Annotated in this window: 26 protein-coding genes and 1 pseudogene; 4 read left to right on the forward strand and 23 right to left on the reverse strand. The window is 58.9% G+C overall.

The window, feature by feature from the left end:
* Window positions 1-35: 35 nt before the first annotated feature.
* A complete protein-coding gene (tsaA, locus tag AACY11_RS08435) occupies window positions 36-734 on the forward strand; it encodes a tRNA (N6-threonylcarbamoyladenosine(37)-N6)-methyltransferase TrmO (protein ID WP_339464364.1) in 699 nt (232 codons plus the stop codon).
* Between the two features lie 172 nt (window positions 735-906).
* Here the strand turns inward: tsaA and fpr are convergent, their stop codons facing one another.
* A complete protein-coding gene (gene fpr, locus AACY11_RS08440; RefSeq protein ID WP_002554680.1) occupies window positions 907-1,686 on the reverse strand; it encodes a ferredoxin-NADP reductase in 780 nt (259 codons plus the stop codon).
* Between the two features lie 142 nt (window positions 1,687-1,828).
* Here fpr and AACY11_RS08445 point away from each other — a divergent pair, with 142 nt between their 5' ends.
* Window positions 1,829-2,755 carry a LysR family transcriptional regulator gene (locus tag AACY11_RS08445; protein WP_339494407.1) on the forward strand — a complete coding sequence of 309 codons (927 nt, stop codon included), beginning with the start codon at window positions 1,829-1,831 and terminating at the stop codon, window positions 2,753-2,755.
* Here AACY11_RS08445 and AACY11_RS08450 read toward each other — a convergent pair.
* The 3 genes from AACY11_RS08450 to AACY11_RS08460 form a co-directional block, all read right to left on the reverse strand.
* A complete protein-coding gene (locus AACY11_RS08450) occupies window positions 2,752-3,114 on the reverse strand; it encodes a diacylglycerol kinase (RefSeq protein WP_236190235.1) in 363 nt (120 codons plus the stop codon). The two genes, AACY11_RS08445 and AACY11_RS08450, sit on opposite strands and share 4 nt — an antisense overlap.
* Before the next feature lie 74 nt (window positions 3,115-3,188).
* Window positions 3,189-3,839 (reverse strand): response regulator transcription factor ErdR, encoded by a 651-nt coding sequence (gene erdR / locus AACY11_RS08455; RefSeq protein ID WP_221732508.1) that lies wholly within the window; start codon window positions 3,837-3,839, stop codon window positions 3,189-3,191.
* Between the two features lie 223 nt (window positions 3,840-4,062).
* A complete protein-coding gene (locus AACY11_RS08460) occupies window positions 4,063-4,809 on the reverse strand; it encodes a tRNA-uridine aminocarboxypropyltransferase (RefSeq protein WP_339430600.1) in 747 nt (248 codons plus the stop codon).
* A gap of 189 nt (window positions 4,810-4,998) precedes the next feature.
* On the opposite strand from AACY11_RS08460, the gene AACY11_RS08465 reads away from it, so the two are divergent.
* Window positions 4,999-5,424 (forward strand): PA3611 family quorum-sensing-regulated virulence factor, encoded by a 426-nt coding sequence (locus tag AACY11_RS08465; RefSeq protein WP_221732506.1) that lies wholly within the window; start codon window positions 4,999-5,001, stop codon window positions 5,422-5,424.
* Here the strand turns inward: AACY11_RS08465 and AACY11_RS08470 are convergent, their stop codons facing one another.
* A complete protein-coding gene (locus AACY11_RS08470) occupies window positions 5,425-5,619 on the reverse strand; it encodes a hypothetical protein (protein ID WP_339430599.1) in 195 nt (64 codons plus the stop codon).
* A gap of 349 nt (window positions 5,620-5,968) precedes the next feature.
* Here AACY11_RS08470 and AACY11_RS08475 point away from each other — a divergent pair, with 349 nt between their 5' ends.
* On the forward strand, window positions 5,969-7,087 hold the full coding sequence (locus AACY11_RS08475) for an LOG family protein (protein ID WP_339430598.1): 1,119 nt from the start codon (window positions 5,969-5,971) through the stop codon (window positions 7,085-7,087).
* A 54-nt stretch (window positions 7,088-7,141) separates the two neighbouring features.
* Here AACY11_RS08475 and recX read toward each other — a convergent pair whose 3' ends face one another.
* From recX to AACY11_RS08565, 18 genes and pseudogenes are all read right to left on the reverse strand, one after another.
* A complete protein-coding gene (gene recX / locus AACY11_RS08480) occupies window positions 7,142-7,609 on the reverse strand; it encodes a recombination regulator RecX (RefSeq protein WP_339494409.1) in 468 nt (155 codons plus the stop codon).
* 9 nt (window positions 7,610-7,618) lie between these two features.
* A complete protein-coding gene (gene recA, locus AACY11_RS08485) occupies window positions 7,619-8,677 on the reverse strand; it encodes a recombinase RecA (RefSeq protein WP_339430596.1) in 1,059 nt (352 codons plus the stop codon).
* Between the two features lie 83 nt (window positions 8,678-8,760).
* A complete protein-coding gene (locus AACY11_RS08490) occupies window positions 8,761-9,261 on the reverse strand; it encodes a CinA family protein (protein ID WP_339430765.1) in 501 nt (166 codons plus the stop codon).
* Window positions 9,262-9,329: 68 nt separating this feature from the next.
* Entirely contained in the window at window positions 9,330-9,848 is a 519-nt protein-coding gene (locus AACY11_RS08495; protein WP_339494411.1) for a lysis system i-spanin subunit Rz, read from the reverse strand.
* Complete coding sequence (locus tag AACY11_RS08500; RefSeq protein ID WP_339494412.1) at window positions 9,827-10,393, reverse strand: glycoside hydrolase family 19 protein; 567 nt, start codon at window positions 10,391-10,393, stop codon at window positions 9,827-9,829. Before AACY11_RS08500 ends, AACY11_RS08495 begins: the two co-directional genes overlap by 22 nt.
* Before the next feature lie 110 nt (window positions 10,394-10,503).
* The gene (locus tag AACY11_RS08505; protein WP_339494413.1) at window positions 10,504-10,950 is read right to left on the reverse strand and encodes a hypothetical protein; all 447 of its coding nucleotides are present in this window, start codon (window positions 10,948-10,950) and stop codon (window positions 10,504-10,506) included.
* On the reverse strand, window positions 10,951-11,838 hold the full coding sequence (locus AACY11_RS08510; RefSeq protein ID WP_339494414.1) for a gp53-like domain-containing protein: 888 nt from the start codon (window positions 11,836-11,838) through the stop codon (window positions 10,951-10,953).
* A gap of 39 nt (window positions 11,839-11,877) precedes the next feature.
* The gene (locus tag AACY11_RS08515) at window positions 11,878-12,345 is read right to left on the reverse strand and encodes a phage tail assembly chaperone (protein ID WP_339494415.1); all 468 of its coding nucleotides are present in this window, start codon (window positions 12,343-12,345) and stop codon (window positions 11,878-11,880) included.
* The gene (locus tag AACY11_RS08520; RefSeq protein WP_339494416.1) at window positions 12,345-13,271 is read right to left on the reverse strand and encodes a glycine-rich domain-containing protein; all 927 of its coding nucleotides are present in this window, start codon (window positions 13,269-13,271) and stop codon (window positions 12,345-12,347) included. Before AACY11_RS08520 ends, AACY11_RS08515 begins: the two co-directional genes overlap by 1 nt.
* A 76-nt stretch (window positions 13,272-13,347) precedes the next feature.
* Window positions 13,348-13,929: a tail fiber assembly protein gene (locus AACY11_RS08525; protein WP_339494417.1), complete on the reverse strand. Its 582-nt coding sequence runs from the start codon at window positions 13,927-13,929 to the stop codon at window positions 13,348-13,350.
* A gap of 7 nt (window positions 13,930-13,936) precedes the next feature.
* Window positions 13,937-14,977 carry a phage tail protein gene (locus AACY11_RS08530; protein WP_339494419.1) on the reverse strand — a complete coding sequence of 347 codons (1,041 nt, stop codon included), beginning with the start codon at window positions 14,975-14,977 and terminating at the stop codon, window positions 13,937-13,939.
* 57 nt (window positions 14,978-15,034) lie between these two features.
* Window positions 15,035-15,460 carry a phage tail assembly chaperone gene (locus tag AACY11_RS08535; protein ID WP_339494420.1) on the reverse strand — a complete coding sequence of 142 codons (426 nt, stop codon included), beginning with the start codon at window positions 15,458-15,460 and terminating at the stop codon, window positions 15,035-15,037.
* Window positions 15,461-15,986: 526 nt separating this feature from the next.
* A pseudogene (locus AACY11_RS08540) lies at window positions 15,987-16,193 on the reverse strand (hypothetical protein); the annotation flags it as partial.
* A 14-nt stretch (window positions 16,194-16,207) separates the two neighbouring features.
* The gene (locus AACY11_RS08545) at window positions 16,208-16,807 is read right to left on the reverse strand and encodes a YmfQ family protein (RefSeq protein ID WP_221732491.1); all 600 of its coding nucleotides are present in this window, start codon (window positions 16,805-16,807) and stop codon (window positions 16,208-16,210) included.
* Window positions 16,795-17,841, reverse strand: coding sequence for a baseplate J/gp47 family protein (locus AACY11_RS08550; protein ID WP_339494421.1), 1,047 nt, complete (start codon window positions 17,839-17,841; stop codon window positions 16,795-16,797). Before AACY11_RS08550 ends, AACY11_RS08545 begins: the two co-directional genes overlap by 13 nt.
* Window positions 17,831-18,229: a phage GP46 family protein gene (locus AACY11_RS08555; protein ID WP_221732523.1), complete on the reverse strand. Its 399-nt coding sequence runs from the start codon at window positions 18,227-18,229 to the stop codon at window positions 17,831-17,833. Before AACY11_RS08555 ends, AACY11_RS08550 begins: the two co-directional genes overlap by 11 nt.
* On the reverse strand, window positions 18,229-18,738 hold the full coding sequence (locus AACY11_RS08560; RefSeq protein ID WP_221732489.1) for a phage baseplate assembly protein V: 510 nt from the start codon (window positions 18,736-18,738) through the stop codon (window positions 18,229-18,231). The genes AACY11_RS08555 and AACY11_RS08560 overlap by 1 nt, the downstream gene beginning before the upstream one ends.
* 56 nt (window positions 18,739-18,794) lie before the next feature.
* The gene (locus AACY11_RS08565) at window positions 18,795-19,838 is read right to left on the reverse strand and encodes a phage baseplate assembly protein (RefSeq protein ID WP_339430585.1); all 1,044 of its coding nucleotides are present in this window, start codon (window positions 19,836-19,838) and stop codon (window positions 18,795-18,797) included.
* Window positions 19,839-19,840: the final 2 nt, after the last annotated feature.

Genomic DNA, 19,840 nt, shown 5'->3' on the forward strand with positions numbered 1-19,840 from the left:
TCATGCCCGCCCGATCCCGCTTCTGACTCTAAACCATGACTTACAGCGTCTCCCCCATCGGCTTCGTGCGCTCCTGCTTCAAGGAGAAGTTCGCCATCCCTCGTCAGCCACAACTGGCCCCCGCCGCCCGTGGTGTGCTGGAACTGGTGGCGCCGTTCGATCAGGGTGACGCGGTGCAGGGGCTGGAGCACGTCAGCCACATCTGGTTACTGTTCCTCTTCCATCAAGCGCTGGAAGAAAAACCGCGCCTGAAGGTCCGCCCGCCTCGCCTGGGCGGCAACAAGTCGATGGGCGTGTTCGCCACCCGCGCCACCCATCGCCCGAATGGCATCGGCCAATCCGTGGTGAAACTGGACAAGGTTGAAGCTCATCGCCTGTTCATCTCCGGCATCGACTTGCTTGATGGCACGCCGATCCTCGACATCAAACCCTACGTGCCTTACGCCGACATCATCAACAGCGCCTCCAACAGCATCGCCAGCGCCGCGCCGCAACTGATCGACGTGCAGTGGACGGACAGCGCGCTGCAACAGGCGCATGCCCACGCGCGACGCCTTGCCGAGCCACTGGTCGAGTTGATCGAGCAATGCCTGGCCCAGGATCCGCGCCCGGCCTATCAAACCCCGGCGCCGGAACGCGAATACGGCGCGCAATTCTGGGATCTGGATGTGCGCTGGCATTACCCGACGCCTGCGCAGATTTGCGTCCTCGAGGTCATCCCCGCCGAAGCATAAACCCCGAAAACGAAAAAACCCGCGTGACCTTCTCAGGCACGCGGGTTTTTTACTGTCACACCACAAACCCAATGTGGGAACGGGCTTGCTCGCGAAGGTGGCGTGTCAGTCAACACAACGGCTGAATGTTCCGCCCTCTTCAGGAGCTCGCTCCCACGGGTTTTGACGGTGCTTACTTCTCGACGAACGCACGCTCGATCAGGTAGTCGCCCGGCTCGCGCATACGCGGCGACACGGTCAGGCCGAAGCTGTTGAGTACTTCGCTGGTCTCGTCGAGCATGCTTGGGCTGCCGCACAACATGGCGCGGTCGTCCTGCGGGTTGATCGGTGGCAGGCCGATGTCGCTGAACAGTTTGCCGCTGCGCATCAGGTCGGTCAGACGACCTTCGTTCTCGAACGGCTCGCGAGTGACGGTCGGGTAGTAAATCAGCTTGTCACGCAGCGCTTCACCGAAGAATTCGTTCTGCGGCAGATGCTCGGTGATGAATTCGCGGTAAGCGACTTCGTTCACGTAGCGCACGCCGTGGCACAGGATGACTTTTTCGAAACGCTCGTAGGTTTCCGGATCCTGGATCACGCTCATGAACGGCGCCAGACCGGTACCGGTGCTGAGCAGGTAAAGGTGTTTGCCTGGCTTCAAATCGTCCAGCACCAGCGTGCCCGTAGGCTTTTTGCTGATGATGATCTCGTCGCCTTCCTTCAGATGCTGCAACTGGGAGGTCAGCGGGCCGTCAGGCACCTTGATGCTGAAAAATTCCAGATGCTCTTCCCAGTTCGGGCTGGCGATCGAGTAAGCGCGCATAAGCGGGCGGCCGTTGGGCTGTTGCAGGCCGATCATCACGAACTGCCCGTTTTCAAAGCGCAGGCCCGGATCGCGGGTGCACTTGAAGCTGAACAGGGTATCGTTCCAGTGATGAACACTGAGGACACGCTCGTGGTTCATGTTGCTCATGTACGTTTGACTCCTGGATATTGGCTCTGCGCTTGCTCTGGGCTGAATAAATGCCGATGGTGCGCAATTGCATCGCATTCTAATAGCGCCGACAATATCTGTTAACTGGATTATTAAGATAAGGGTTATCGGTTATATCGATATGCGATTTACTCTCCGTCAACTGCAAGTCTTCGTCGCCGTCGCCCAGCAGGAAAGCGTTTCCCGTGCTGCGGGTCTGCTCAGCCTCTCGCAATCGGCGGCCAGCACCTCTATTACCGAGCTTGAGCGCCAATCCAGCTGCCAACTGTTCGACCGCGCCGGCAAACGGTTGAGCCTCAATGCCCTCGGCAAACAGCTGTTGCCACAAGCAGTGGCGCTGCTCGATCAGGCCAAGGAAATCGAAGACCTGCTCAACGGCAAATCCGGTTTCGGCTCGCTCTCCGTCGGCGCGACGCTGACCATCGGCAATTATCTGGCGACCCTGCTGATCGGCGGCTTCATGCAGCGCCACCCGGAAAGCCAGGTAAAGCTGCATGTACAGAACACAGCCAATATCGTGCACCAGGTGGCCCACTACGAAATTGATCTGGGTCTAATCGAAGGTGATTGCAACCACCCGGACATCGAAGTGCAGAGCTGGGTCGAGGATGAGCTGGTGGTGTTCTGCGCCCCGCAGCATCCGCTGGCCAAACGCGGCAGCGCGACCATGGAAGAGTTGACCCATGAGGCATGGATTCTGCGTGAACAAGGCTCCGGCACGCGCCTGACCTTCGATCAGGCCATGCGTCACCATCGCAGTGCGTTGAACATCCGGCTGGAGCTGGAGCACACCGAAGCGATCAAACGTGCAGTGGAATCAGGATTGGGGATTGGCTGCATCTCGCGACTGGCGCTGCGCGATGCCTTCCGCCGCGGCAGTCTGGTGGCGGTGGAAACGCCAGATCTGGATCTGGCGCGACAGTTCTACTTCATCTGGCACAAACAGAAATACCAGACGTCGGCCATGCGCGAGTTTCTCGAACTGTGCCGCGCTTTCACCGCCGGGGTGCAGCGCAGCGACGAGATCGTCTTGCCAACCATCGCTTAAAGCAGAATCACGGCCCACACCAGGGCGATCATGCTCAGCGCAACGAATTGCGCCGCGCTGCCCATGTCCTTGGCGTTCTTGGACAGTGGGTGCAATTCCAGCGAGATGCGGTCGATGGCCGCTTCCACTGCCGAATTCAGCAACTCGACGATCAGCGCCAACAGGCACACAGCGATCAATAGCGCCCGCTCAACCCGGCTGACATTGAGGAAGAACGTCAACGGAATCAGCACCACATTGAGCAGCACCAATTGACGGAACGCCGCTTCGCCCGTGAAGGCCGCGCGCAGGCCATCGAGCGAGTAACCGGAAGCGTTGAGGATGCGTTTCAGGCCAGTCTGGCCCTTGAAAGGTGACATAAAGTAGAAACCAACCAAAAAGGAGTGGGAAAGCTAGATCAACGACAGTCAAAAAAGCGTGAAGACGCCAGTCATTATTGGCTCGCAATTGACTCAAGTTGTTGCAGAAGCAAAGCAGCCTGCGTGCGAGTGCGCACATTCAACTTGCGAAAGATTGCCGTGACGTGGGCCTTGATGGTCGCTTCCGACACGCTCAGCTCGTAGGCAATCTGCTTGTTCAGCAACCCTTCGCAGACCATCGTCAATACACGAAATTGCTGCGGCGTCAGGCTGGCAAGGCCATCGCTGGCGGCCTTGGCCTCAGCCGAAACGCTGACCGCCTCGAACGCTTGCGGTGGCCAGAACACGTCGCCATCGAGCACTTTGCGCACGGCCTCCTGAATCACGCTCAGGCCACTGGACTTGGGAATAAAGCCACTGGCTCCAAACTCGCGGGACTTAACCATCACAGATGCTTCTTCCTGCGCCGAAACCATCACCACCGGAATCTGCGGGTATTGGCCGCGCAACATCACCAACCCGGAAAATCCGAAAGCACCGGGCATGTTCAGGTCCAGCAGGACCAGATCCCAGTCAGACTTTTCAGTCAGACGCGTTTCCAGTTCGGCGATGCTCGCCACTTCCACCAGGCGCACATCCGGGCCAAGGCCCAGCGTAACCGCTTGATGCAGTGCGCTACGAAAGAGGGGGTGATCATCGGCAATCAGGATGTCGTATGTGGCCATTTTTCAAATGATCCTGTTTTTGATGGCCGGCCCGGAGCATTCGGGTCTGGCCAAAGCAACTCAAGATGCCGCTTTGTAGCGGTATCCACAGGGGCACGTTCAACGCCAATCACTTGCAAACACGGCGTTTCAAACCTTGGCCGCACCCTAATCGGCGCCAAGCATGCCCAGCGAAGACTGGGCGGTCAAGCAGTACGGCCAGCGCGCTGTACAGTATGGGCCACTATTGGGCCAACGCTGCTTGCGGCTTTCGTATAAAGGGTTGCAGCTCGGCGTGGGCCGGGGTTGATTCGTTCACGTCCAATTGCTGTTTGGCACCGAGGTAATGCTGGCTGAACACATCGAAATAGGCGTCCAGCGCCGAGGCGGCGTCCGTATCGCCGGCCAGCTCAAGGCACAACGCCGCCACTTCGGCGGTGCACAGGTGCTCGCTTCGGGTTGAGCGGCGCAGGCGGTAGCGCGAGAGTTTGTCGGGCAACAGACTGAGAATCGGCAGGCGATCGAAGTACGGACTCTTGCGAAAGATTTTCCGCGCCTCGGTCCAGGTTGCGTCGAGCAAAATGAACAGCGGCCGCTTGCTGCCATCAGCCGCGACGGTATTGGTCACTCGCGATGGCTCGACGTATTCGCCGGGAAACACCAGATACGGCTGCCATTGCGGATCGTTGAGCAGCGCCAACATCTGCGGGTCCGGCTCGGTGCGCGACCAGATGAACGCATGGTTATCGCTGACCACATCAGCTATCAGCCAACCGGTGTTGCTCGGTTTGAACACTTCCTTGCCGGTCATGATCAGACACACACCGGAACGGGTTTCGACGCTTGGCCGCCAGGCGCACAGGCAATGACTGATGATCACCCGGCAGTCGCGGCACCGCTCGGAGCGAAAACCTCGCGCCTGAATCGGCTTGATGCCCGCGTCCTCGCGCTCATCGCGCAGGCGGGCTACGGCGTTGGGGGCATGATTCATCGCGGGGACGACCGGCAGACAGGGAAACTCGACACGAACAACACTCGGCAGGGCAATAAAGGCCGGCAGTTTACCAGAGCGGCGGGCACAAGCCTGTACCGTCCAGACCGGCTCCCCTATAATTCGCCGCCACTGAACGCACAGCCCCGTGGCTGGTCGAACCACCAGTCACCGAATCAGGAGAGTTTCATGCTGCGCCTTATCGTTCCCACCGCTGCCATTGTGCTGGCGTCGTCCTTCACCGCTCAGGCGGCGTCCTTGAGTGAGCAGAATCTGAACAGAGAGCTGCGCAACGTCGCCGCTCAAAGCAGCGTCGGTACGCCACGGGCCATCAATGAAGACATTCTTGATCAGGGCTACACCGTTGAAGGCACGCAGTTGATCAACCACCTGAGCGTGCAAAAGAGCCACGCCGAGAAAATGCGCGCTGATCCCAAAGCCGTATATTTCCAGCTGGGCGCCTCGGTTTGCAACAACCCGTCGTACCGCAAGCTGATGGCCAAGGGCGCGATCATGCGTTACGACTTCACCGAAGTGAAAACCAACAAAGCGATCGGTTCCGCCAGCTACCAGGAATCGGATTGCCCGAAAGCCGCACCGGCGAAGAAGAAGTAATCATCGCGAATTGGCGCGCCGCTGTTCATCCTCGGCGCGTAGCTCAGCCAGCAAGGCCTGTAAATAGTGTGAACGGCGCTCTCCTCCCGCCAACCGCCGGCAACATTCATCTTCGAGACTGACTTGATGGGTCTCGGCCGATGCTTTCAACATCCGATACAGCTGCGTATCGATTTCCAGAATCACTCTGGGCATATGTCCCGCCTCCTTGCCAACCGCAAATCCTTCAATAGCGCGCACCTTGCGTACTGTCGTTGACGCAACGTTGTCGTACGGTGCCTGTAAATCAGTTAATCAGAGGGTTTGCCGCTCGGCGCACGTTCGGACGAGCGGTGCTGTCATCGCGTAAAAATCAATCAGCGATTGCCAGTCTGGACGTGCGGCGCAATGATCGAGTCGGCGCAATCGCGCACAAGGGTCTAGATTCAGAGTATTCCCGATCACTTGTTAACGGCAGAAAAGGAACTGCCGACTGTGTGTTTTTGCAGCGCGGCACTGACGCCGCTCGTCAGGGCCACAAGCTCTGTGCAGAAGGAGACGTTGAATGCCTTACCAACCGAATGACCTCTTAAGCCGTCATTTTCAGGAAAGCGGCCCTGACCTCGTCATCAAGGTCGAAGAACAACTCAACCGCGTTTCACCCAATAGCCCCAATATCCCTATCTATCGCGACATGATCCTGACCGTGCTGCGTATGGCTCAGGAAGATCACAATCGATGGAATGCCAAGATCACCCTGCAAGCCCTGCGCGAGCTGGAGGAGGCGTTTCGGGTGCTGGAGCAATTCAAGGGCCGACGCAAAGTCACCGTCTTCGGCTCGGCGCGCACGCCGGTCGAGCATCCCCTGTACGCCATGGCCCGGGAACTCGGTGCAGCGCTGGTGCGCTCGGAAATGATGGTCATCACCGGGGCAGGTGGCGGCATCATGGCCGCCGCGCATGAGGGGGCAGGTCGCGATCACAGCCTGGGCTTCAACATCAACCTGCCCTTCGAGCAGCATGCCAATCCCACCGTGGGCGGCACCGGCAATCTGTTGCCCTTCCACTTCTTCTTCACCCGAAAGCTGTTCTTCGTCAAGGAAGCCGATGCACTGGTGCTGTGCCCTGGCGGCTTCGGCACGCTGGATGAAGCACTGGAAGTGCTGACGCTGATTCAGACCGGTAAAAGCCCACTGGTACCGGTGATACTGCTGGATGCACCAGGGGGCACCTTCTGGCAGGGTGCGATGGATTTCATCCACCAGCAACTGGCGGACAACCACTACATCCTGTCGACCGACATGAAACTGATGCGGCTGGTCTACTCGGTCGAGGAGGCAGTAGAAGAAATCAACCAGTTTTACAGCAACTTCCACTCCAGCCGCTGGCTCAAGCGCCAATTCGTGATCCGCATGAACCACAAGCTCAGCGATCAGGCACTGGCGCATCTGCAGGAAGCCTTTGCCGATTTGTGTTTGAGCGACCAGTTCCATCAACACACTTTCAATGGTGAGGAACACGACGAGGCACAGTTCAGCCACCTGACGCGATTGGCATTCGCCTTCAATGCCCGCAATCACGGACGCTTAAGGGAGCTGGTGGACTACATCAACTTGCCGGAAAACTGGGCCCATTCCAAACCACAAACCGCGCAACGCAACCGAGAGCCTTCGAAGGTAATTTGAAGGCAAAAAAAACGGCCCGCTATTTTCATAGCGGGCCGTTTTTATTTAACCGTTTTAATCGTCCATCCCTCTGCCGCTGAACAAGCGGTTGATCATCTCCATCGAGAAGCCCCGATACGCCAGGAACCGACCTTGTTTGGCCCGCTCTTTGGCATCAATCGGCAGATGCCCGGAGAACTTTCGCTGCCACGTGTCCTGAAGTTGTTCCTGCCAACTGATACCACTTTCGCGTAAGGCGAGTTCGATATCGGCACGTTGCAAACCGCGCTGGCTCAGTTCCTCACGGATTCGCAGAGGGCCATAACCGGAACGGGCGCGGTAGGAAACAAAGCTTTCAAGGTAACGAGACTCCGAAAGCAGCCCTTCTTCCGTCAAGCGGTCCAGGGCTGTTTCGATCATCTCCGCCGGAGCACCGCGCTGACGCAGTTTACGCGTCAGCTCGACTCGACCGTGCTCACGACGTGCGAGCAGGTCCATGGCGGTTCGCCGCACCGCGACGAGGGTATCGAGTACAAGTGTCATTCAAAGGCTTCAAACGTCGACATCGGCCTCGGCCATATCGTCAACTTTGTCCTTGGCCAGCGAAGCCTTGACGTCTGCTACGGGGGCCAGCAGCTTGTCACGCAGTTGTTTCTCGAGCTTGGTGGCGATTTCAGGATTGTCCGCGAGGAACTTGGCCGAGTTGGCCTTGCCCTGACCAATCTTGGTGCCTTCATAGGCATACCAGGCGCCGGACTTCTCGACGAAACCGTGCAGCACACCCAGGTCGATCATCTCGCCATTGAGGTAGATTCCCTTGCCGTAAAGAATCTGGAACTCGGCCTGACGGAACGGCGAAGCCACCTTGTTCTTCACAACCTTGACGCGGGTTTCGCTACCCACCACTTCGTCGCCTTCTTTCACTGCACCAGTACGGCGGATGTCGAGACGGACCGATGCGTAGAACTTCAACGCATTACCACCGGTGGTGGTTTCCGGGCTACCAAACATCACGCCGATCTTCATACGGATCTGGTTGATGAAGATGACCAGGCAGTTGGCGTTCTTGATGTTACCGGTGATTTTACGCAGCGCCTGCGACATCAAACGGGCTTGCAGGCCGACGTGCATGTCGCCCATTTCGCCTTCGATTTCAGCCTTAGGCACCAATGCCGCCACGGAGTCGACGATGATCACGTCAACAGCGTTGGAGCGCACCAGCATGTCGGTGATTTCCAGGGCCTGTTCGCCGGTGTCCGGCTGGGAAACCAGCAGGTCGTCGACGTTGACCCCCAGTTTGCCGGCGTACTCAGGGTCGAGTGCGTGTTCGGCGTCGACGAATGCGCAGGTCGCGCCGGCTTTTTGAGCCTGGGCGATCACGGACAGCGTCAGTGTGGTTTTACCGGAAGATTCAGGACCGTAGATTTCAACGATACGGCCTTTTGGCAGGCCGCCAATGCCGAGTGCAATGTCCAGACCCAGAGAGCCAGTGGAGATGGATGGGATCGCCTGACGGTCCTGATCGCCCATACGCATTACGGCACCCTTGCCGAATTGACGTTCGATCTGACCCAGGGCCGCAGCCAAGGCTTTCTTCTTGTTGTCGTCCATTAAAGTCCTCACGTAATCAATAAGGCCTGACGGCCAACACCTGTATAAGTAGCCAGTATTATTCCACAGCGTTCGTGGATCGCCTACCCCTGATTTTCGATTTCTCTTGCCGCTAGTCGCAGGAGCCCCTCTAGCGCGGCCTTCACCGTTTGTCGGCGGACTTCATCGCGGTTACCGGCAAAGTGCTGAACCTCGCTGCAAACCGCGTCGCCGACGCCCCACGCCAGCCACACCGTGCCCACAGGCTTGTTCGGTGTACCACCGTCGGGGCCGGCCACACCGCTGACGGCCACGGCGAACCGCGCCAGGCTTTTGTCCTGGGCGCCGCACACCATGGCCTCAACCACTTCACGACTGACCGCACCCACCGTTTCGAACAACTCGGCCGGCACATTCAGTTGCCGGGTTTTCTGGCGATTGGAGTAGGTCACATAGCCGGCCTCGAACCACGCCGAGCTGCCCGGTATCCGTGTGATGGCTTCGGCGATGCCGCCGCCGGTGCAGGATTCGGCCGTGGTGACGTGGGCATTGAGCACTTGCAGACGTCGGCCCAGCTCGGCGGCCAATTGAGTGATCTCTTTCAAGGTGCTCTCCGGATCGTGTGGAATGCGTACCACCGTACACGAGCCGGTTGCGCTTTCAATACACAGACTCATTCAAAATGTTCAGGCGCCAATGCTCTGACATAGGCCTGACAGGCCTGCAAGGCAATCAGTCCGCGGTCGCCGGTGTCGGTGATGGCGACAATTCGTTGAGCATGCGCCGGGTCAAGTCGGGCGCGTACGGTTGCATGATCCACGCCGCCGGTGCCGGCGGTGGCTGACACCCCGCAGCCTTGGGCAGCATCGCCGGCGTCGATGAGGACTGACAGGCGCAGATCAGCAGTGGCAAGACGATCGCGCAGGCGATCCTGATCACGTTGGGCATCGCTCATCGCTCGATAGTGGGTTTGTTCACTGGCCGCAAGGCGTTGCTCCAGCGCCAGACGTTTATCCTGTTCGGCCTGTTGTGCGGTGGCGGCGGCCGTGGTCTGTTGATTGAGCGTTTCGGCGTTTAACCGAGCCTGCTCGGCCAACTGCCGACCGTAACGCCAGTCTTGAAACTGCCAGGCCAGCGCCGCCGCCCCGGCGGCGAGCAAAACAACGCCAATCACTCGCCAGGGGATTGGCATAGCACCGCCCTCGCCCGCGCCCAGATTTCCAGCCGATCCTGCAAACCGTTCAACCCGCCGTTGATGCGCCGGGTGATCGTGTTGAACTGGTCGCGGTCGGCCAGTTCGTTCAAGCCATTCTTTTCCCAGAACCACGCGGCGGATTCGGCGGCCCATTGCGGTTGTTCCAGCAGTTCCGGCAAGGACAGCAAACGCTCATCGCCGAACAAGCCGAGGCTGCATTGGCGATAGTTGGCGCGACCGGTGATCTGGATCAGCCCGCGACCGCGATACCTTTGCCCGTCACCATCGGCCTCAAGCGTGTTGCCCAGCCGTAACGCCAAGGTGCCGGTGTCGTACTTGCTCAGGTACTGGTTGTTGCCCAACTCGCGCACGTACCGCAACTGCCCCGACTCGTGGCCGATCTGCGCGAGGAATGCAGCGATACGCTTGGGCGTGTCGATGCGATGCCTGGCCATGGCGTTATTGAGCGCAGAAACAAAAACGCCCGCTTGGGAGCGGGCGTTGGGCATGATGTTGATAAGGTTGTTTTCAGTTATTTGCATAATGCGTAGTCCTCCCTGGATGCTCCGATTGAATCATGGTTGGGGGTTAATGCCTGCCAGCCATTGTTTGCCGGAGTTTTCACGCAAGGTTTTTCATCGCTGCTGCTGACTTAAAGTGCTGTCGCCAACCAACGCGGAGAGACCGGCCGATGTTCGCTGAATGGGAAGAAAGTTCCTTGCGGCCACTCACGTAATGCACGCCGATAGGTTTGCAGCTCGGTGTATTGCTCGGCGGTAAGCGTTGTGCCGCCACCGTCCTCAAGCTCATCACGATCACGTGCGACCAAACCGTCGGTGGCAGCCAATTGTGCAGTACGCCAGCGGCGCTCAATGTCGGTTGCTTCTTCTGCCGACGGCGGCGGCGGATCGACAAGAATGGGGTAGCCGTTATCCGCGCGCACGCCAATCATTTTTGGCGTCACCGCCAATTGCTGTAACAGCGAGACCCAACAGGCCTGAGGAATTTCAATAACGTCGTCGGGTATGTCCGACGAATGGATACCCGGTATATAAACACTACGGGTACTGGCGCTGAACAAAACGTTGAAAGTGTTCATTCAATAACCTTTTGCAAAATAGTTCACGGACCAGCCTGCACTCACTTGACCGGCAGAATTGCGAATTCTGAGCGTGCAACCGTAGCGGTCGAAGGCGGTCACCGAGACCATCGCCGCATCACCACCCGAATGGGTGGCTACCATCGAAAAAAATCCTTTCGGGAAGGCCATTGGAAACGTCACTAAGACGTCCCCCTGAGCGTTGGAAATGCCCGCCCCCCATTGATCGATATTTCCGCTGAGGTGTTTCTGATACCCAGGGTTACTCACCATTCCGGAAAACAGCGGGGCATATTTCAGACTGGCTGTCCCGTAAAGGATCCAGATGCCGCTCTCTCTGACTAAGCTGGCACTCTCGCCGCTGTTCATCACAATCGAAGTCAAATAGGCGCCTTGCGGACTTATTTGAGTACCGTTAATCCCGGTAATGGTGATCACGGCATTACTGCGACAGTGCAAGCCGATCGTCGCACCGTTGGGAACGCTGTTGATGTCCGGCAAGGTCACGGTGTAAGACGAGTTTCCGCCTAGGCCGATCGACCAGCCCACATCAGCGGCCGTCAATTGTGTCGCGGCAGAGATGCCCCGCGCCCCTGCATAGTTGCCCAGCGCCCGTTGGACAAACTCGCAAGTAGCCGCTGAACGGCTGATGTCGAACGGCGCAGCAGTCTTGAACAATTGGGCACTTCGAATTGCTCCGAGCAATTGCGTGTTAGAGGCTTCGCTCGGCGTCAGCCCGCCCGCCTGTACAACGCCCAGAATTTCCTGCGTAACACCATTGCCCCAACTCGCCGGAATCAATGATCCCGGTTTGCCCGTCAACAAATCCTCATCTACGAACTTGCCATCCACCAACCCGGCGCTGGGAACACTCTTGGGATAATCCATGACTCATCTCCTGATCTAAAAATACATTCGCGCGGGGCTTTATCCCGCATCGGCCTGCAACCATTGCGGCACTCTCGGTCGAGACACCGCTGCCGGGAAGGCGCCGGATTCTGGCCAGTCACGCAACGCCTGCCGGTACTCCAGCAGCTCCAGATATTGCTGGGCCTTGAGCGTCGTGCCCCGGCCGAGTTCCTGTTCATCGCGATGGCGAGTCACCCACCATTCGGTGGAGGAAAGACTGGACTGACGCCAAGTGCGCGCCGCTGTCAAGGGCTCTTGTTCTTCGACTGCGGCCTTCGGGATAACCACAGGATTTTCTGTTACGAGCGACGGCTCATTGCCAGGAAGAAGTTCGCCGACCGGCGCACCGATTTCGACCTTCATGCCTTGCGGAACCGGCACCATCGACTCGACGAAGGCTGGAGCGAACAGTTGGGTGATCAGGTAGTCACCGGTATCGATCAGTTCGACCGCAACACCGTTTTCCACTCGTGCATAACGGGTCATTACTCGTACTCCCAGATTTCACAAAAGGCGTTGCCGCCGGCGCCGCTGAGCACTGACGCGGAAGCATTGGTCGAGCAAGAACCGCTACCACCCGAGCCACGACCGCCAGAACCACCTGCTCCATTTACGCCCACGCGGGTGGCACCACCATCAAACGGGCTGGCGCCCCCCGCCCCGGCAAGCACTCCCCAATTGGCGTTGTACATCCCGTAATCACCGCCAATGCCTCGAGCATTGGAAAGACTGCCACCGGTCACGGCCTGCCCTCCGGCGCCACCCTGAACAAAACCGACGGCCGTTGCCGTTACAGCAGAGGTAAGAATTTGCCCACCTGCTCCACCCGCCGCGCTCATGTAAGTACCAAAGGATGCGCCTCCACCCGTCTGCCCCATCGCGTTACGCGCTGCGCCACCTGCCCCCAGCGAAACTGGCACACCGGCCAACATTTCCGGGGTCACGTCATAAAGGCTTTCCGCATAGGCTCCCGAACCACCGCCGCCGCCGATACTTTGATAATTCGCAGCGACAGGTGCACAACCGCCGCCGGATCCACCCGCCCCCACCAAGCGAACGCGAATGCGTTTGGCTTTGGGATTGGGCTTGTAAACCGTAATCCCGACCGTCTCGAATTGCCTGACCGCCAGTAGCCGCCCCACCGCGTCGGTGATGCCGTAGCCACTCAAGCTCGTCGGGGTGTTTTTCAGTTTGGTGAAATCGACCAGGGCCCCGATCGCTGTCGCCAATTGATCGGTTTTGGCTTCATCCGGCGTCAGTCCGGCCGCTTTGATCGCATTGAGAATTTCCTGTGTCACGCTGTTGCCCCACTCGGCGGGGATCAACGAACCCGGTGTTCCGGCCACGGGGTTTTCATCAACGAAACCGCCGTTGACCAGGCCCACACCGGGGATGGTTTTTGGATAGTCCACGTACGAACCTTCTAAGTTTTACAGGCAGCCGAATGCCGGCGACTCAAGCGCGCCGGTATGATTTTTATAGGGTGAATCAGACGGTAGGCGAAGCAACCAAAGGGGCTGGCGCCGCCGGCCAATCGATAAGCGAAGGATAATTTGGCTGCTGCTCAATCCGAGCCAATGCCAGCGCGTAGCGTTTCCAAGCTTGCAGTGTCGTCAACTGATCACTGCTCGCCTCCCCCAACTCATAGGCGTATTGCAGAGAGGCAATCCGAATGACCACTTCACGCAATCGGTTGTCACGATCGATCTCTGCCTTCGCGACAAGCCCTGTACGCTCGGCTTCGACATCCAGTACCCAACCATCATTTTTCCAGAAGTGGTAGGCATCAGGACGGGCCTTGGCCGTCAGTTCGTCGGACAGTGAGCCCAACTGTGTCCAGTACTGAGAGCTGCCATTGTCTTTGCGATAAACAGTGCGGTTACGCAAATCGACCAATTGCAAAGCTTGCCCATCGCGCCATGCCCAGACATAACCGGGCTTGGCGATGGACAGTACTTCAGGCAGCTCGATGGCATTGCCCGGTACGACTTTCCCCATGCCTGGATAAACCGGCAGTTCGACAGGTCCGGTCAGTTCCTGGGTAAGTTCGTTAACGTAGTAATAAGCCATAAAGACCTCAAATCAGTTTAAGGCGACCTGGATAGGCGATGTTGCGGGGTCGAGCCATTCCCCAATACGGTTGGGTAAAGTTCTCAATGCCCGTAGCGCCAACGTAGTAAGTAAGGCCGGTGAATGCGGTCGGATCCGCTCCGATCGTTGCCAGGTTGCCAATTCCGTGAACCGCCGGGGCGAACCCGTTATCACCGGCGATGTTGGTGCCCGTCTGCCAGGAGCCGGCCACTCGACCCGCATCGATATTGCGTTGCTCATCCAGCATCCGCAGGAACTCGCCGCGAACCTCCGGCCCGCGAAAGGTCTTGATACCGTCACCGCTGCTCCAGCCACCCGCGCGGTCAGCTTCCGCGCGCAACATCCCCGATTGAACAGCGTGATCCCAGAGCCACGGCCATTCGGCACGCAGAAACTCACGACCGTTGAGTGCACCATATCCACCTGGGCTTAGCGCGGTCGAAGTCTCAACAATAATCCGTCCCAGAGCGCTGTTATCAAAACGCCCGACCGGCCACCAGCTACCAGAACCGTCGCTGCGCAGGTGCCACCAGTCGCCCGCCCCCATCAACACCAGAAAGGGATAACCGTTTGGCGACAGATGAGTATGAAATCTGATTCGATCATTACCGGCGGCTTGCACGACCAGTCGGTTGGCGCTGTTATCAGAACGACGAACGACGACATCTCGCACACCTGAAAGCGAACTCACCGACGGTAACGTGATCGTTGCGTCAGCCGCACTGGCACTGATCAGGACAAGTCCCAGCTCATCGGCGATCAATGTCTTCGATCCAGAAACCTCCAGCACCTGCGATGCCATGGGGCTGGCAAGGCTGAGAAGTTTCTTCAATGCTGCTAACAGTTGGTTGGTAGCGCCTTCAGCTGGCTCAATCCCGGCCGCTTTGATAACCGTCAACAATTCTTCGGTGACGTTGTTGCCCCACACCGCGGGAATCAATGATCCCGGCGTTCCCGCCACCGGGTTTTCATCGACGAAACGGCCATCGACCAGCCCGATGCTGGGGACGCTTTTTGGATAATCCATATTTCACTTTCCTTTTCCTGGGACATTGATGGGCGATGCCGACAACGCGGCATCCGTTCACTCGGCAGTCATCCAGACAGGCTTTTTCGGTCGAGAGCGTTTGGAAGGAAACTTTTTAGCTTGAGGCCATTTGCGCAACGCCTGCAGATAGGTCAGCAGCGTCTGGTATTCAGCGTCGGACAGAGTGGTGGTTTTCATCAGTTCAACTTCATCCCGATGGCGATCACGCAACCAGACAAAGCGATCAAATTCCTTGTCGCGCCACACCTTGGCTTCGGTCGAGGTTTGCTCATCTGACAGGGGGGGCCGCTCGACCAATACCGGCAGACCTTGATCATCATGGGACCGCTCAGTGCCTGCGGCGGGATTGGCAATCACCGACTCATAGCGCTCGTCGTCAATCTCAACGGCATCTTCTGGAAGGTTCGTGTGATAACCCGACAAGTAAGTATTGCCAGTGGTACGGCTATAGAAACGTTTCATGTCAGTTCCCCGCACTAAGGACACTGATAAAACCTGATCCTCCGGAGTTGCTCAATACTTGAACTTGGCCAGGATCAAAATACGTCACCAAAGGGGGAGTGACGATATCGAAAAATGGTGCGTTCCCACTATGGGAATAACTCGCCCATGCGCCGCGACACTGGTTTCGAAAAGCGATCGGCCATGGTTTTGACACATAAGTTTTGTCTGTAGCAATCGTGATCAGAACCCACTGGATCATGAAGCCCCCCAGCCAATTCGGAAACACGATGTACCCGTTCTCCCCAAAGCTGTAGGAGAGGCCTAATCCGAGTTTCTTCGGTGTGACAATTGAAGTGTCATCCGCCGCTGCATTGACCTGTGCTTGAGTCGCAACTCGCGCCCAACCAAAGACGGTTTCAGTCGCCTGGATTACTTTCTTTTCGATGGCCTGAAACACCCGCAACGGGGTCATCAGTCGGCTGTTGCTGGTGCCCGACTCGGCCTCCTCCTTACTGGCGAAAGAGTCGCTTTTATTTTTTTCGACAATGGCCAAAATGGCCGCTTTGAGCTGAGTACTGTTGTTCTCATCCGGCACCAGTCCGGCGGCAGTAATTGCGTTGAGGATTTCGTCCGTGACGTTGTTCCCCCACTCCGCCGGAATCAACGACCCCGGCGTCCCCATCAACGGGTTCTCATCAACAAACTTCCCATTCACCAACCCGGCGCTGGGCACACTCTTCGGATAATCCATCCCTTCATTCCTCCCTAGTCATAATTAATGTGCACCTTGGTATGCGCCGGCGCGCTGCGGTGGATCAGGCATTCCAGTGCCGAGCCTGGGTTGACGCCGAAGCGCTCGCCCCAGTAACTCGCGCCGAATCGCCGGCCGAGCAGCAGGCGGCCGCCGGTGTTGAGCGTCCACATGAACTGCGCTTCCCACGTGCCCCAATGCGCGGCACCGAAGCGCGCACGGCCCATGCGTGGGGCTTCGTGTTCGGTGATGGTGGCGTTGGGGTAGCCTTGGCTTTTGGCGATTTCGAGGTAGTAGCCGACGGCCTGGCTGCCGACCGCGAGCAAACGGCGGCGTACGGCGAGGCGGCGGTCGTCGAACAGTGGCGTGGCGCCCAGGCACGGGTCGGGCAGGTCCATCACCCGCTCCCAGTCCGGCACCAGTTCGCTGACGCCTGCCGGGTCCATCTCGTTGAGCAGGTCGGCGGCGCGGGCGTCGAGGCGGGCCAGTTCGACGGCGACGCCTTGCAGCACTTCTTCGAGTTCCGGCACATGCTCCGGGTCCCATGCCGGGCCGCTCGGCAGCAGGGCGCGCAGTTGCGCCTGATATTGCGCGGCGGTTCTTATGCCCCCCATACGCAACCTCCGAAGGTCAGCAGTTCGCTTTGCCCGGCAGGCACATCAGCGGCCGGCGAGGTCAACGTGTGATCGTATTCACCGCCGGCACTGCTGATGGCTTCGCGGATATGGCTGATCAGCAGCGGCACGCCCAAGTCGGCTTCACGGTTGTGCAGGTCGCGCAGTTGCGCTTCGACGGCGGCGCGCACAGCGGTGGTGTCCGGGTTGACGCTTTTGAAGCGATAGACCACCGGCACCTGGATCGGTCGCTGCACATGGACCTCGGCGGTCACCGGACGCAGCGGTTCGATGTAGTCCTGAACCTCGGCCAGTTGCTCATCGTTGGGCACCGGTTGCGGGTCTTCATCACGCATGATGAACACCGTCACTGTGCCTGGCCCGAGCAGGCCGCCACGACACCAGGCGCGCGTTACGCCCGGCACTTCCAGCGCCCACGTCTCGTAGTCACTGGCCGAGCCGCCATGGGGAATCACGCGGTAAGAGCGAATCACCCGCGAGCGCAGCGACTCCAGACTTTCCCGCGCCACGCCGCCGCTGAGACCCGGCGCCAGCACCACGAAACTGTTGCCGACCACGCCGGCAATCGGTTGCACCGGTGTCAGCGCCAGACCGGCGTCGGCATTACCGAGGCTGCCGGCATCCAACGCCGCGATGGTAGTGGTGTTGCTGCCATTGACGGTGGTGCGTGCGGTGGTGACTTTGTAGGTGCGGCCATCGCTCGCTTGCAGCAACGTGTCGACATCCAGCACGGCACCGGCGGTGGCGGTAAAACTGACGCTGCCGGTGGCCACTTGCGCGGGTTTGCGCGGCTGATTCAGGCGCAATGCGGCGATGCGTTCCAGGGTCGATTCATCGGCCTTGTCCGGCAGGATCTGCTCGGCAATCCAGTCAAGGTAACCGTACAGACCATAAGCCGCGCCGCCTAAGGTGCGGGCCAGCACTTGCGCATCGGACTGGCGCAGCGAATCGCCGGCCAGGTCGCTTTGGGTGCGCTTGATCAGCACCGGCAGCGAAGGGGTTTCAAACGGCATAGATCACCTGCCAACTGTTATCGGGGTTGATGTCCAGACGTTCGCCGTCGGCCAGGGTCAGGACCGTGCGCAGGTTCAGACGCTGGGCGTCGAGGCGTTCGCTGATGATGTCGATGGCGCTGCAATGGCCGTCGTCAATCAGCCATTGCAGGGCTTCGCGGGCATAGAATTCGGCGTCCATCTGGGTCTGGCGGGTCAGCTTGACCCGGCGCAACAGCCACAATCGCGAACCGATGCGGTCGTCGGCGACGGTGGGAAATGTGTCGCCCCACCAGCCGTAACGTTCGTCGTCGTCGAGGGCGTCGTCATCGGCGGCACGGCGCCAGGTGAACAGGCTGATAAGCACGGCGCGGGTCAGCGCGGCGTGGAGGTTCTGGCTGATCAACATCATTGGCCTCCTGCCGGTGCACCGGTCTGGCCGTTGCCGGCCTGTACACCGACGTGCACATGTTTGATCTGGCTGATGCCGCCAGCCAGTTGGTCGCCGCTGGAAACGATCTTGCCGGTCTGGTTGATCACCGGCGTATCGAAATTCACAGCGGTCGTGGCGCGGATGTTCAGGGTGGCGGTTTCGATATCGATGATCCGGCCACGCTTGAAGTGAATCTTGTCGCCTTCGTCGGTGTAGATCGCCACTTCACCGGAGGCCAGCGATTGCAGGCGATAACGGCGGTCGGCGATCACCAGGGCGATGGCGTGTGAACGGTCACCGCCGATAAACGTGACAACACCTTCAGCGCCGGCCAGTGGATTACTGGTAAAGCCGTAAGGTTCGAAGTGCTCCATGTCATCGTTCACTTCGCCAGCGGTGAGGCGCATTTGCAGCGATTGCAGCTTGGATGCCGAATGGGCGAGCACGACAGTGCCGCGCGCCAGCAGGCGTGTCAGTAGGCTCATGAATTGTCCTCAAAGAGCAGCCCCGACACGGACAAACGTGGGGGCGGGTGTCAGGCTCAGGTTTTTTTCGGGGGGATTGGATCAGGATCGAAGGTATGCGGCGGCGCCACTTGCAGGGTCGTCACCGAGCCCTGCGCCGACAGCGAATACGTCACTTTGGAGATCAGCATGTCGCCATCGAAATCGAGCACCGGATCCTTGACCTTCACCAGCGTGTTATGACGCCACAGATCACCGTTGGACTGGCGCCATCCCTGCACTTGATAAGTGGTGGACTGTGCGCGGCCCATGCGGGTGGCGCTCTCCCATTGGGCCCGTTGCTGGGCCAGCTCGAAAGTCAGCGCCGTGCCCTCGTTAATAATCGTGGTACGCCGCCGCTTGAAGGTCAGGTCGGCCGCCGTAGATTCAACTTCGCTGACCGCCGCCCCGCTCTTGTTGTCCGAGCCTTTCTGCTGGCCGATCACTCGGTATTCGGAGAACACCTGGCTTTGATCCATCGCTGCATTGGCCGACAAAATATTCTTGCCCAACTCCAGCGCATCGCTAGCGCGTCCGCCACTGCCAGGCTTGGCCAACACCAACCGGCCCTGCTCGTCATCGGTGGAAAACACCCGCAACAACGAGAGCAAACGGTCGATCGACTGAAAGACTGTTTCTCCCGGCACGATCGTGTGTTTGGTCAACCGTGCGGTCTCGGGGATTTCGTTGACGACCATCAGCGAATACTCCATCGCCAGTGCCTGCACGATGCTCAGTAGCGGTTGCTCCTGCCATTGATTGGGCCGGTTGGTGGCGGCGCAATCGACCAGGTCCTGAGTCTTGGAACTGCCCTCGATACTCAGGCTGATCTGCCGGCCGTCATAACGAATCGGTGCCTTGAACACGTAACCGGTGAGCACCAGATCCTGGCCGATTCTCACTTCGCACGGGTCGCCCGGTTTGATCCGCTGATCCACCGTCTGCCCTGGCCATTGCCAGGTGATGTCGAGTTTGAAAGTGCGGAACTGGCGCTCCAGATCAGCGCTGATTTCCACGCTTTTCCAGCCGCCGTATTCCATGTTATTGACCGTCAGCGTGACGCGGTTATCCATCTCGCTCATGG

Source organism: Pseudomonas sp. RA_105y_Pfl2_P56 (assembly GCF_963970845.1).
GTDB classification, from domain to species: domain Bacteria; phylum Pseudomonadota; class Gammaproteobacteria; order Pseudomonadales; family Pseudomonadaceae; genus Aquipseudomonas; species Aquipseudomonas baetica_A.